Annotated in this window: 8 protein-coding genes and 2 pseudogenes; 3 read left to right on the top strand and 7 right to left on the bottom strand. The window is 67.4% G+C overall.

What is annotated here, in order from left to right; all coding sequences use genetic code 11:
- Positions 1-4 precede the first annotated feature (4 nt).
- The 5 genes and pseudogenes from QE452_RS02125 to pyrE all read right to left on the bottom strand — a co-directional run bounded on the left by QE452_RS02125 (position 5) and on the right by pyrE (position 3792).
- Positions 5-1087 (bottom strand): AI-2E family transporter, encoded by a 1083-nt coding sequence (locus QE452_RS02125; RefSeq protein WP_309658472.1) that lies wholly within the window; start codon positions 1085-1087, stop codon positions 5-7.
- Between the two features lies 1 nt (position 1088).
- Positions 1089-2045, bottom strand: coding sequence for a signal peptidase I (gene lepB, locus QE452_RS02120; protein ID WP_309658471.1), 957 nt, complete (start codon positions 2043-2045; stop codon positions 1089-1091).
- On the bottom strand, positions 2042-2452 hold the full coding sequence (acpS, locus tag QE452_RS02115) for a holo-ACP synthase (protein WP_309658470.1): 411 nt from the start codon (positions 2450-2452) through the stop codon (positions 2042-2044). The genes lepB and acpS overlap by 4 nt, the downstream gene beginning before the upstream one ends.
- A 13-nt stretch (positions 2453-2465) precedes the next feature.
- Positions 2466-3204: pseudogene (locus tag QE452_RS02110) on the bottom strand (pyridoxine 5'-phosphate synthase).
- Positions 3205-3207: 3 nt separating this feature from the next.
- Complete coding sequence (gene pyrE / locus QE452_RS02105; RefSeq protein ID WP_309658468.1) at positions 3208-3792, bottom strand: orotate phosphoribosyltransferase; 585 nt, start codon at positions 3790-3792, stop codon at positions 3208-3210.
- A 187-nt stretch (positions 3793-3979) separates the two neighbouring features.
- On the opposite strand from pyrE, the pseudogene coxB reads away from it, so the two are divergent.
- From coxB to QE452_RS02090, 3 genes and pseudogenes are all read left to right on the top strand, one after another.
- Positions 3980-5144 (top strand): annotated as a pseudogene (gene coxB / locus QE452_RS02100) (cytochrome c oxidase subunit II).
- Position 5145: 1 nt separating this feature from the next.
- The gene (gene ctaD / locus QE452_RS02095) at positions 5146-6810 is read left to right on the top strand and encodes a cytochrome c oxidase subunit I (protein WP_125994048.1); all 1665 of its coding nucleotides are present in this window, start codon (positions 5146-5148) and stop codon (positions 6808-6810) included.
- Positions 6811-7019: 209 nt separating this feature from the next.
- Complete coding sequence (locus tag QE452_RS02090) at positions 7020-7241, top strand: PEP-CTERM sorting domain-containing protein (protein ID WP_309658466.1); 222 nt, start codon at positions 7020-7022, stop codon at positions 7239-7241.
- A gap of 64 nt (positions 7242-7305) precedes the next feature.
- Here QE452_RS02090 and treS read toward each other — a convergent pair whose 3' ends face one another.
- Together treS and QE452_RS02080 are read right to left on the bottom strand one after the other, a co-directional pair.
- Positions 7306-10506, bottom strand: coding sequence for a maltose alpha-D-glucosyltransferase (treS, locus tag QE452_RS02085; RefSeq protein WP_309658465.1), 3201 nt, complete (start codon positions 10504-10506; stop codon positions 7306-7308).
- Positions 10506-12500, bottom strand: coding sequence for an alpha-1,4-glucan--maltose-1-phosphate maltosyltransferase (locus QE452_RS02080; RefSeq protein WP_309658464.1), 1995 nt, complete (start codon positions 12498-12500; stop codon positions 10506-10508). Before QE452_RS02080 ends, treS begins: the two co-directional genes overlap by 1 nt.

Genomic DNA, 12500 nt, shown 5'->3' with positions numbered 1-12500 from the left:
TGCGTCAGGCCTCGGTCGGCGCGCCGGCATCCTCGTCGTTGCGCTCGGCGGCGCGTTCCAAGCCCGCCTTCACCACGGCGGTGAAGGGATCGGCCAGCGCCAGCCCCAGGATGCCGAACAGCGCGCTCGCCATGATCTGCGTACCGAGCGTCAGCGCCGGCGGCAGGTCGACGGTGCGCTTGGCGACCATCGGCACGACGACATAGCCGTCCAGGGTCTGCACGATCAGATAGGTGCCGATCGCCCAGAAGCCGGTATGCGTCCCCGCGCTGAATCCCACCGCGACCATCAGCACGCCGGTGATGATCGCACCGATATTGGGGATGAAGGCCAGGATGCCGGCGATGATGCCGAGCAGCATCGCCATCGGCACGCCGCCGACGCCCAGCGCGATGCCGGTCATCACCCCCTCGAACGCCATGCCGAGCAGGCGGCCGGCCAGCAGCTTGCGGAGCGTCCGGCCCATATGCTCCAGCGTGCGGCCAAATTCGACGCGCATGTCGCTCGGCACCAGCCATTGCACGCCGCGGCCATAGCCCTGCGGATCGATCGCCAGGAACAGGCCGATGATCATCATCATGAACAGGCTGGTGATCGCCCCCACCGCCGTGCCCAGCCAGCTGGTCAGCCGCCCGATCGACCCCGCCGCCTGGCGGAGCAGCCCGCTGACGTCCGACGCGCCGGGCATCAGCCCCTGCGACGACAGCCAGCCGGTGACCTTCAGCGCCTGCGCCTCCAGCGTCGAGCGGAGTTGCAGCACCTGCTGCGTCACCTGCATCCCGGTCAGGTAGAAGGTGCCGAGCAGGAAGGCGAGCACCAGCAGAACCACGATCAGCAAGCGCCAGCCGCGCCCGATCGGCAGCACCCGGCCGAGCAGCCGGACGCCGCCATCCAGCAGGGTCGCGAAGACGATGCCGGCGAAGATCACCAGGATCTGCTGGATCAGCAGGACGACGAGCGCGATGCCCACCGCCATGCCCAGCCAGATCGCGGCCCGGCGGATCTCGCGCCGGGTGCCGGGATCGCGCAGCTCGACCGGGCTGGACCCGCCGCTTGGCGAGGAATCGGCGGGCTGCGCGTCGGCCATGTTATTTCCCCGTTTGCGTCGGATGCAGCGAGGTGCCGGCGCGACCGCCGCGCAGCGCCCCCCACCAGGTCAGCGGGTTGAGCGTCGAGTCGCCGTCCAGGCTGAAGGTGATGAACTCGGCGCGGCCGCCGATATTCTCGTACGGCACCGGACCGCCCAGCCCCTGCTCGCTCGACGGGTAACGGCTGTCGGCCGACCGGTCGCGATTGTCGCCCATCAGGAAGACGTGATTGGCGGGAATGGTGATCGGGCCGTAATCGTCGCCCGGGCTCCAGCCCAGCTCGACCGTGTCGTAGCGGCGGCCATTGGGCAGCGTCTCAGTCACGATCGGCAGGTGGCAGACCGCGCTGCCGTCCGGCCGGGTCACCAGCGCGCCGGGATATTCGGCGGGCGAACAGGGGCTGTTCGTGTCGACCGGGATATCCTCGTAATGCAGCGGCCCGCGCTGCACCGACTTGCCGTTCAGGTAGAGGACGCCGCCCCTCACCTGCAACCGGTCGCCCGGCAGGCCGACGACGCGCTTGATATAATCGGTGTGCGTGCCGGGCGGGGTGACGATCACCACGTCGCCACGATTGGGCAGCGATCCGAACACCCGGCCATGGATGAACGGGATCGGCACGCCCCAGCTGTCGACCGGCTCGTGCAGCACGACGCTGCGGAAGATCGCGACCGGATTGGGGATGGTCGGCGAGACATAGGACCAGCCATAGGCGAATTTCGACACCACCAGCCGGTCGCCGACCTGAAGGCCCGGCAGCATCGATTCCGACGGGATGTAGAAGGGCTTGGCGATGAAGCTGTGGAAGCCCAGCACGATCAGCACCAGCCAGAAGATGCCCTTCACTTCGGCCCACCAGTCGGTGCCCTTGCGCTTGACCGGGGGCGCGGCGGAGGTGGCGGGATCGCGAACCTCGCCGCCCTGGGGGTTGCTGCCGTCCAACACCGCGTCCTTCATTCGATTGCGTCCGGAAAAGCCTCGATCACGACCAGGGCCTGTGCCCAGGGATGATCGTCGGTCATGGTCAGGTGGATGCGTGCGCCGTGGCCCGGCGGGGTCAAGGCGTCAAGCCTCGCCTTGGCGCCGCCGGTCAGTGCCAGCGTCGGCGCGCCAGAGGGGGCGTTGACGACGCCGATGTCGCGCATGAACACGCCGTCGCGAAAGCCGGTGCCGACCGCCTTGGAAAAGGCCTCCTTGGCGGCGAACCGCTTCGCCAGCGTGCCGGCGCGCGTGAACGGCCGCCGGGCGGCGCGGGCCAGTTCGACGGTGGTGAAGACGCGCTGTTCGAACCGCTCGCCGAACCGGTCGAGCGATGCCTGGATCCGCTCGATATTGCACAGGTCGGAGCCAAGGCCGATGATCATGCGACCGGCCCGCTCACCGGGCCGCGTCCATCTCGCGCCGCATCCGCCGCACCGCCTCGCCCAGGCCGGTGAACAGCGCCTCACCGATCAGGAAATGACCGATATTGAGCTCGCGCACCTGCGGGATCGCGGCGATCGGGCCGACATTGTCATAGGTCAGGCCATGGCCGGCATGGACCTCGATCCCATTCTTGGCGGCGAGCGCGGGCGGCATCGGCCAGGCGGCGCAGTTCCTCGGCGCAGCTGCCCGGCTCGACGCCATGCAGCTCGGCATAACGGCCGGTATGGAGTTCGACGACCGGCGCGCCGAGCTGGATCGCCGCCGCGATCTGGCGCGGGTCGGGTTCGATGAACAGCGACACGCGGATGCCCGCCTCGCGCAGCCGGCCGACCAGCGGCGCCAGCCGCTCCATCTGCCCGGCGGCGTCGATCCCGCCCTCGGTCGTCCGCTCCTCGCGCTTTTCCGGCACGATGCAGGCGGCGTGCGGCCGGTGATGCAGCGCGATGGCCAGCATCTCGTCGGTCGCCGCCATCTCGAAGTTGAGCGGGATGGTCAGCGCCTCCGCCAGTCGGGCGATGTCGTCGTCGGTGATGTGCCGGCGATCCTCGCGCAGATGTGCGGTGATGCCGTCCGCCCCCGCCTCGGCCGCCATCGCGGCGGCGCGTACCGGATCGGGATAGCCCGCCCCGCGCGCATTGCGGACGGTGGCGACATGGTCGATGTTGACGCCCAGGCGCAGGTCGTGGGCCACCGATCAGGCCGCCGCCCGGCTGCCGGGCTTGATCGCGGGGATCGCCGCCAGTTCGGGCGGCAGGCTGTCGGCGGCATAGCTCGGCACGTCGAGCCGGATCAGCGGGAAGAAGGGAACGCCCAGGTCGACGCTGCCGTTCGACCGGTCGACCAGCGATGCGGCCGCGATCACGGTGCCGCCCGCGCGGCCGATCGCCGCGATCGCCTCGCGCGAGGAGAGACCGGTGGTCACCACATCCTCCATCATCAACACCGCCTGACCCGGGTTCAGGCGAAAGCCGCGGCGCAGTTCGAAGGTTCCCTCGGGCCGCTCGACGAACATCGCGTCGACGCCCAGCGCGCGTGCCATCTCATGCCCGGCGATCACCCCGCCCATGGCCGGCGAGACGACCGCCGTGATCCGCGACCGCAGCTCGGCCGGGATGCGCGCCGCCAGCGCCTCGGTCAGGCGCGCACCGCGACGCGGGTCCATCAGCACCCGCGCGCATTGCAGATAACGGGGACTGCGCAATCCCGAAGACAGGATGAAATGCCCCTCCAGCAACGCTTCCGCCGCGCGGAATTCGGCAAGCACTTCGTCTTCGGTCATGGTCGCTCCTGCTGAATGGCGCGCAGATAAGACCGCGACGGGCGCGTGGCAACGCATCGTCGCAGTGCAGCAACGATTTAGCCGGCCACGCGGGTTGAGGCTGGGCGACCCCCGTCGTATAGCCATGCCCAATGGGTGAGGTTTGCCGACACGGCAAAAACCGTGATGAACGGGGAAAAACAATAAGATGGGCACATCCGGGTTGAAGCGAACGGCGATCGCGGCGGGCCTGTCGCTCGCGGCCATGGGACTGGGAGCCGGGGCGATCGCCGCCCCCACGCCCACCCCGCAACAGGCGGCGGCTCCGGCCGGGGTCAGCAACACCGCACCGACCACGGCGGCGGCGACTCCACCGGCCGCGCCGTCCAGCCCGATGCTCGCGGTCGACGGTGCCCCTGGCGCGGTGGCCCAGCCCGGCATCGGCCAGCCATCGAACGGCGTGTTCGGCCTCCAGCCCCAGGTGACCCGCAACGGCGAGTTCGCGCACTGGATGCACAATGCGATCCTGTTCCCGGTCATTACCATCATCTCGCTGTTCGTGCTGGGGCTGCTGATCTGGGTCGTGATCCGCTACCGCGCGCAGGCGAACCCGATCCCCTCCAAGACCAGCCACAACACCACGATCGAGGTCATCTGGACGCTGCTGCCGGTGGCGATCCTGGTGCTGATCGCGCTGCCGTCGATCGGGCTGCTCCAGGCGCAGTTCAAGCCGGCCCCGGCGGGCGCGGTGACGCTGAAGGCGATCGGCAACCAATGGTATTGGAGCTATCAATATCCGGACCATGGCGGGATCGAGATCACCGCCAACATGCTGAAGGAAAAGAACCAGGCCGGCGCGGGCGAGCGCGCGCGCACCGACCGCGACGGCCCCCCGCCTGCTCGCCACCGACAATCGCGTGGTGCTGCCGGTCGGCGTGCCGATCCGCCTGATCACCACCGCCAACGACGTGATCCACAGCTGGGCGGTCCCCGCCTTCTGGATCAAGCTGGACGCGGTCCCGGGCCGTCTGAACGAGACCAGCTTCACGATCGAGAAGCCCGGCCTGTATTTCGGCCAATGCTCCGAACTGTGCGGCGCGCGCCATGCCTATATGCCGATCGCGGTCGAGGCGGTGACGCCGGCGCAGTTCGCGGCCTGGATCCGAGCCAAGGGCGGCACCATGCCGACGCCAGGCGCCGCATCCGACAAGGTGATCCCGCAGCCGGGCGCGGACGGCTCCGCCGCCAAGGCCGAGGAGGGTGCCGCGATGGCCAATGCCGCCGGCCCGGTCGAGAACGCCGCCACCGCCGCTCCCGCCACCACCCAAGGCGCGTCGGGCAATCCCTCCGCCGCCGGCAACGCTGGACAGTAAGATGACCGATACCGCTCTCCATCCTTCGGCGTTCCAGGCGCATGGCGACCATGCCCATCATCACGATGCCGACCACAAGCCGGGCTTCTTCGCCCGCTGGTTCATGTCCACCAACCACAAGGACATCGGCACGCTCTACCTGATCTTCGCGATCGTCGCGGGGATCATCGGCGGCGCGGTGTCCGGCCTGATGCGCGCCGAACTGGCGCATCCGGGCATCCAGTATCTCCAGGGCTGGGCCTCGCTGCTGCACGGCGGCGAGGCATCGTTCGACGAGTCGCTGCACCTGTGGAACGTGATGATCACCGCCCACGGTCTGATCATGGTGTTCTTCATGGTGATGCCGGCGATGATCGGCGGGTTCGGCAACTGGTTCGTGCCGATCATGATCGGCGCGCCAGACATGGCCTTTCCGCGCATGAACAACATCAGCTTCTGGCTGCTGGTCCCGGCGTTCACGCTGCTCCTCGCCTCGCCCTTCTTCGGCGGCGCGGGCAATGGCTGGACGCTCTATGCGCCGCTCTCCACCTATGGCGAGCCGGGGCCGTCGACCGACATGGCGATCCTGGCGCTGCACCTGGCGGGCGCATCGTCGATCCTGGGTGCGATCAACTTCATCACCACCATCTTCAACATGCGCGCGCCGGGCATGACGCTGCACAAGATGCCGCTGTTCGTCTGGTCGGTGCTGGTCACCGCCTTCCTGCTGCTGCTGGCGCTGCCGGTGCTGGCGGCCGCGATCACCATGTTGCTGACCGACCGTAATTTCGGCACCACCTTCTTCGACCCGGCCGGCGGCGGCGACCCGATCCTCTACCAGCATCTCTTCTGGTTCTTCGGCCATCCCGAAGTGTACATCATGATCCTGCCGGGCTTCGGCATCGTCAGCCAAATCATCGCGACGTTCAGCCGCAAGCCGGTGTTCGGCTATCTCGGCATGGCCTATGCCATGGTCGCGATCGGCGTGGTCGGCTTCGTGGTGTGGGCGCACCACATGTTCACCACCGGCCTCAGCGTGAACACCAAGATGTACTTCACCGCCGCGACGATGGTGATCGCGGTGCCGACCGGCATCAAGATCTTCTCCTGGATCGCGACGATGTGGGGCGGCTCGATGCGCTTCCCGACGCCGATGACCTGGGCGATCGGTTTCATCTTCATGTTCACGGTCGGCGGCGTGACCGGCGTGGTGCTCGCCAATGGCGGCATCGACGATTATATGCAGGACACCTATTACGTCGTCGCGCACTTCCACTATGTGCTGTCGCTGGGTGCGGTCTTCTCGCTGTTCGCCGGTTTCTATTACTGGTTCCCGAAGATGTCGGGGCGCATGTACAACGAGTTCCTCGGCCAGCTGCACTTCGTCGTCTTCTTCATCGGCGTGAACGTGATGTTCTTCCCGATGCATTTCCTAGGCCTGCAGGGGATGCCGCGCCGCTATCCGGATTACCCGGACGCCTTCGCGCATTGGAACACGGTGGCGTCGGTCGGCTATATGATCATGGCGGCGGGCATGGTGATCTTCTTCATCAACCTGGTCTATTCGCTGCTGGCCGGTCCCAAGGCCGCCGACAATCCCTGGGGCGAAGGCGCGACGACGCTGGAATGGACACTGTCCAGCCCGCCGCCCTATCACCAGTTCGAGACGCTGCCGCGGATCGACTGAGCCTTCGACCTGACATCGCTGCGGATACAGACGCCCCGGAGGAGACTCCGGGGCGTTTTTCATGCGCGGCGATTAACCTAAATGCATTCACACTTGCGAAATCACCAGTCGCGATCCGCGCTGCGTTGCAACAAAATGGGGGTATCAAGGTTAAGGACGCACTTGGACGAACTTGAGCGCGAAACGAAGCCTAGCGACGGAGTTGCTCGATGATCCCTTTCCGCCTGACACTTGGCGCAGCCCTGCTGACCATCGCCGCCGGAGCGCATGCCGGCCCGACCCAGGATGCCGCACGCCCCATCCATGAGGCTGGCCTGGAACTGGCAACGCTGGCCCCGGAGGGGTCCACCGCGTTGATCATGCTGGTCGGCATCGGCTTGACCATCGTCACGCGCCGCAACCGGCGCAGCGTGCGGTCCGTCCAGTCCTGACCTTCGCGTCGATGGAATGACGGGAGCAGGCCGGTCGCCGAGGCGACCCGCCTGCCCCTCGCCCTCACTCCTGGTCTTCGGCTCCGACCAGCCGGCGCGCCGCCCGGTAGAGACCGTCGACCGGCACTTCGATCCAGTCTGGCCGGTTCGCCGCCTCATAGCCGACCTCATAGGCGGCCTTCGCCACCAGCAGGAGATCGAGCAGCGCCGGATCGACCGCCACGTCCCGCGCCTGGCGATAGGCCTCCAGGAAGACGCTGCGCGCATCGTGGCAGAAGCGGACATAGCGCCGCTCCGCCCGGAGCGCCTCGGTATCCGGCCCCGGCGGGCGCGACCGGTCGGCGACGGCCGTCGCATAGTCGAACGAGCGCAGGATGCCGGCGACATCCCGTAGCGCCAGATCCTTGGCCCGGCGTTCGGCCAGCGGCTTGGCGGGTTGCCCCTCGAAGTCGATAATCATCACATCGCCGCCGGTGACCAGCACCTGCCCCAGATGCAGGTCGCCATGAATCCGGGTGCGCTGCGCGCCGATCGCGTCCGCCGCCGCCGCCTCGATCCGCTCGGCGACCGCCGCCGCGTGGGTGGCGAGCCATTCGGCCGCCTCGCCGGTCACGCCCGCCGCTGCGATCTGCGCCAGCGCGCGTTCGACATCGGCGCGTACATCCGCCGCCAGCCGGGTCGCGCCCGCTTCGTCCATCACCTCTGGGGCGAAGGCCGGATCGTCGCTCGGCCGTGCCAGCACCGCGTGCATCTCGGCCAGGCGCCGTCCCAGCGTCTCGGCGAAGTTCGCGTAATTGGCATAGGTCGCGCTGTCATCGGTCGCCAGCCGTTCAAGCATCCCGAGCGTCCAACTCCACGCATCGCCCTGGTTATGTACGAAGCGCTGCGCCAGCATCAGCAGCGTGTCGTCGCCGACGCGTCGCACCTCGCCCAGCACCGGCGGCACCGCTTCGAAGCCGCCCGCGACCAGATGGCGCACCATCTCCGCATCGGGATGGATGCCTGCCTCCAGCCGGCGCAGGAGCTTGAGCACCACCGACTGGCCGAGCACCATCGAGCTGTTCGACTGTTCGGCGGTCAGCCATTCCAGTTCCGCATCCTCGGGCAAGTCTAGCCCGTCGGCGGAGAAGGCCAGAGCCCCCTCGCCCTCGCCCGCGACGACATTGCCCTGCATCGCCGCGATCACCGAGCGGGCGAAGTCCGACATGGCGAAACCATCGGTCAGCAGCCCGACCTGTCGCCCGCGCCGCACGCGGGCCAGCGCCAGTCCGGCGGCGAAGCGGCTCTGCACCTCACCCTCCCAGGCGATGCCGAACGGCAGGGCATAGCGGGACAGGCTCTTGTCGGTCTCGACCTCCACCTCGGCGAGCAGCAGGTCGTCGACCTCCGGCATCGGATCGAGCCGGGTTAGCCGCACCGCCTGCACCGTTTCGTCCTTCGCACCGAACCAGCGGCGCTGCGCGACATAGGCGGGCAGCACGTCGCGCTCCAGCACCGCGCGGTTCGAGCCGACCACGATGTCCGCGAAGGCCGGACGCAGCACGAAGGTGAAGCGCTCCGCCTCCATCGGCGCGGGCGGCGTCGCCCAGGACGGCGCGTCCGCCTGCGACGACAGCGCGAACCACAGGAAGCCATAAGGCGGCAGCGTCAGCACATAGGGCGTCTGGCCGATCGCCGGGAAGGGCGTGCCGCCGGTCAGCTCGATCGGCGTGCGCCCCTCGAAATCGGCCAGCTCCAGCTCCAGCGCCTGGGCGGTGCGGCTGAGGTTGAAGACGCACAGGATCGCGTCCTCGCCATATTCGCGGACATAGGCCAGGATCTTGCGATTGGCCGGCCGCAGGAAGCGCTGCGTCCCGCGCCCGAACGCCTGATGCTCGCGCCGGACCGCCAGCATCCGCTTGACCGCGTTGAGCAGGGAGTGGCGGTCGCGTTCCGCCGCCTCGACGTTCACCGCCTCATAGCCGTAGAGCGGGTCCTGGATCACCGGCAGCGTCAGGTCGGGCGGGTCGCAGCGGCTGAACCCGCCATTGCGATCGGGCGACCATTGCATCGGCGTGCGGACGCCGTCGCGGTCGCCGAGATGGATATTGTCGCCCATCCCGATCTCGTCGCCATAATAGAGCACCGGCGTGCCCGGCATGGTGAGGAGCAGCGCGTTCATCAGCTCGATGCGCCGCCGGTCCCGCTCCATCAGGGGCGCCAGACGACGGCGGATACCCAGGTTGATCCGCGCGCGCCGATCGGCGGCATAGGTGTTCCACAGATAGTCGCGCTCGGCGTCCGTCACCATTTCGAGCGTCAGCTCGTCATGGTTGCGCAGGAAGATCGCCCATTGGCACTCCGCCGGAATATCCGGCGTCTGGCGCATGATGTCGGTGATCGGGAAGCGATCCTCCTGCGCCACCGCCATGTACATGCGCGGCATCAGTGGGAAGTGGAACGCCATGTGGCATTCGTCGCCGCGCTCGCCATCGCCGAAATATTGCTGGGTGTCCTCGGGCCACATATTGGCCTCCGCCAGCAGCATCCGGTCGGGATATTCGGCGTCCAGCGTCCGCCGGATGACCTTCAGGACCTCGTGCGTCTCCTGGAGATTCTCGTTCGAGGTGCCGTCGCGCTCGATCAGATAGGGGATGGCGTCGAGCCGCAGCCCGTCCACGCCCATGTCGAGCCAGAAGCGCATGACCGACAGCACTTCCTCGATCACCGCCGGATTGTCGAAGTTGAGATCAGGCTGGTGGGAGTAGAAGCGGTGCCAGAAATAGGCCCCCGCCTCCTCGTCCCAGGTCCAGTTCGACTTCTCGGTGTCGAGGAAGATGATCCGCGTGCCGGAATAGAGCGTGTTGTCGTCCGACCAGACGTAGAAATTCCGCTCCGGACTGCCCGGCGGGGCACGGCGCGCTGCCTGGAACCAGGGATGCTGGTCAGAGGTGTGGTTGATGACCAGCTCGAACACGACGCGGATGCCGCGTTCGTGCGCCGCCGCGATGAAGGCGCGCGCGTCCTCCATCGTGCCGTAATCCGGCGACACGTCGCGATATTCGGCGATGTCATAGCCGTCGTCGCGCCGCGGCGAGGGGAAGAAAGGCAGCAGCCAGATACAGGTCACGCCGAGATCGGCGATATAGTCCAGCTTCTGGATCAATCCCTTGAAGTCGCCGATCCCGTCATTGTTCGAATCGTAGAAGGACTTGATATGGACCTGGTAGATCACCGCGTCCTTGTACCAGAGCGGATCGGTCATCGTGTCGGGCGCGTCACTCATCATTGATCCCTCGTCAGGCGCCAGATGCGGAAAGGTTGGTCGGGTTCGATCCGGATGAACTGGTCGCGACCATACCAGCGGAAGCGATAGCCCTCCGCCAGATCCTCCACCGCGACGCTGCTGTTATCGTCCAGGCCCAGCTCCCAGAGCGGCACCTGGAATGTACATTCCTGGCCCTGATGCGGGTCGAGATTGACCATCACGCAGATGATCCCCTGCCCGTCCGGGTCCGGCTTGCCGTACCAGATGATATTGTCGTTGCCCGCCACGAAGAAGCGGGTGTTGAGATGCGTCTGTAACGCCGGATAGCGGCGGCGCAGGCGGTTGAGCATTGCGATGTCGAGGATGATATTACCCGGCGCGTTCCAGTCGCGCGGCTTGACGATATACTTCTCGCTGTCGTTATATTCTTCTTTGCCGGGGATCGGATCGGCCTCGCACAGTTCGAACCCCGAATAGACGCCGAACAGTCCCGACAGGGTCGCTGCCAGCACCGCGCGGATACGGAAGCCCGGCCGACCGGAGGTCTGGAGATAGACCGGATTGATATCCGGCGTGTTGACGAAGAAATGCGGGCGATAGAACTCTTTGGGCGCTTCCGTCGTCAGCTCGGTGATGTAGCTTTCCAGCTCCGCCTTGGTGTCGCGCCAGGTGAAATAGGTATAGCTTTGGGAGAAGCCGACCTTGGCCAGCCGGTACATCATCGTCGGCCGGGTGAACGCCTCCGCCAGGAAGATCACGTCCGGATGGCGCGCACGCACATCGGCGATCATCCACTCCCAGAAGGGCAAGGGCTTGGTGTGCGGATTGTCGACCCGGAAGGTCTTCACCCCATGTTCGACCCAGAGCAGCACCACGTCGCGCAGCGCCGCCCACAGGCCGGGCACCGCGTCCGGCCCGTAGAAGTCGACATTGACGATGTCCTGATACTTCTTGGGCGGATTCTCCGCATATTTCATCGACCCGTCGGGCCGCCAGGCGAACCAGCCGGGATGCTCGGTCAGCCAGGGATGGTCGGGCGAGGCCTGGATGGCGAAGTCGAGCGCGATCTCCAGCCCATGCGCCTGCGCCGCCTCGACCAGCCGGGCAAAGGCCTCGAAGCCGCCCAGTTCGGGATGGATCGCATCATGCCCGCCCTCCGCCGCGCCGATCGCATAGGGGCTGCCGGGATCGCCCTCTCCGGCGGTCAGGCTGTTGTTCGGCCCCTTGCGGTTGGTGCGCCCGATCGGGTGGATCGGCGGGAAGTAAAGCGTGTCGAACCCCATGTCGCGGATTTGCGGCAGGCGGCCGATCACATCGTCGAACGTCCCGTGCCGTGCCGGATCGGTGGTGATCGAACGCGGGAACAATTCGTACCAGGAGGAGAAGCGCGCCGCGATCCGCTCCGCATCGACCAGCTGCCGGGCCGAACGCAGCGCGAAGGGTCGCGCGTCCGCCGTCGCCATCGCCGCTGCCAGATCGTCCGACAGCAACAGGTCGGACGCGCCTTCGCCCGCCGCGTCGATCCGCGTCACCCAGTCGCGCAGCGCCGGCTGCCGCGCCGAGGCCGCTTCGACCAGGTTGCGCCCCTCCTGGCGATCGACATCCTGGGCGACCCCGGCGTCCAGCTTCTTGCGGAAGTCGCGCCGGAAACCGCCGAACACATCCAGCCAGCCCTCGACCGTATATTCATGCCGGCCGAGCCGGTCCGGCGTGAAGCTGGCGGTCCAGACATCGGTCGGCAGCGCGGTCATCGGCACGCGCCGCCATTCCGTCTCATCGCAGGGCCGCCAGAGCAGCTCGACCGCGAGCTGTTCATGGCCATCGGTGAACACCGTCGCCTCGACCGTGATCTCCTCCCCGACGACGCGGCGGACGGGATAGTCGCCGCCCTCGACGCTGGGGCTGAGCGACTCGACCACCAGCCGGGGTGTCGCCGCGGCCTGTTCGGCGGTGGCGGGCGGCGGCAGATGGACCGGGTCGGTCGAGGACATAGGCATAGCGGCGTCGGCCAT

The organism is Sphingomonas sp. SORGH_AS_0438 (genome assembly GCF_031453475.1).
In the GTDB taxonomy this organism is placed as follows: Bacteria; Pseudomonadota; Alphaproteobacteria; order Sphingomonadales; family Sphingomonadaceae; genus Sphingomonas.
The sequence above is the reverse complement of the archived record's forward strand: the minus strand, read 5'-3'. Positions and strand labels throughout refer to the sequence as shown.

What these genes read in the sequence shown, in the direction of transcription:
- QE452_RS02125 (WP_309658472.1), bottom strand. Translation starts at nt 1,087, where the DNA reads ATGGCCGACGCGCAGCCCGCCGATTCCTCGCCAAGCGGCGGGTCCAGC.
- lepB (WP_309658471.1), bottom strand. Translation starts at nt 2,045, where the DNA reads ATGAAGGACGCGGTGTTGGACGGCAGCAACCCCCAGGGCGGCGAGGTT.
- acpS (WP_309658470.1), bottom strand. Translation starts at nt 2,452, where the DNA reads ATGATCATCGGCCTTGGCTCCGACCTGTGCAATATCGAGCGGATCCAG.
- pyrE (WP_309658468.1), bottom strand. Translation starts at nt 3,792, where the DNA reads ATGACCGAAGACGAAGTGCTTGCCGAATTCCGCGCGGCGGAAGCGTTG.
- ctaD (WP_125994048.1), top strand. Translation starts at nt 5,146, where the DNA reads ATGACCGATACCGCTCTCCATCCTTCGGCGTTCCAGGCGCATGGCGAC.
- QE452_RS02090 (WP_309658466.1), top strand. Translation starts at nt 7,020, where the DNA reads ATGATCCCTTTCCGCCTGACACTTGGCGCAGCCCTGCTGACCATCGCC.
- treS (WP_309658465.1), bottom strand. Translation starts at nt 10,506, where the DNA reads ATGAGTGACGCGCCCGACACGATGACCGATCCGCTCTGGTACAAGGAC.
- QE452_RS02080 (WP_309658464.1), bottom strand. Translation starts at nt 12,500, where the DNA reads ATGGCCGACGCCGCTATGCCTATGTCCTCGACCGACCCGGTCCATCTG.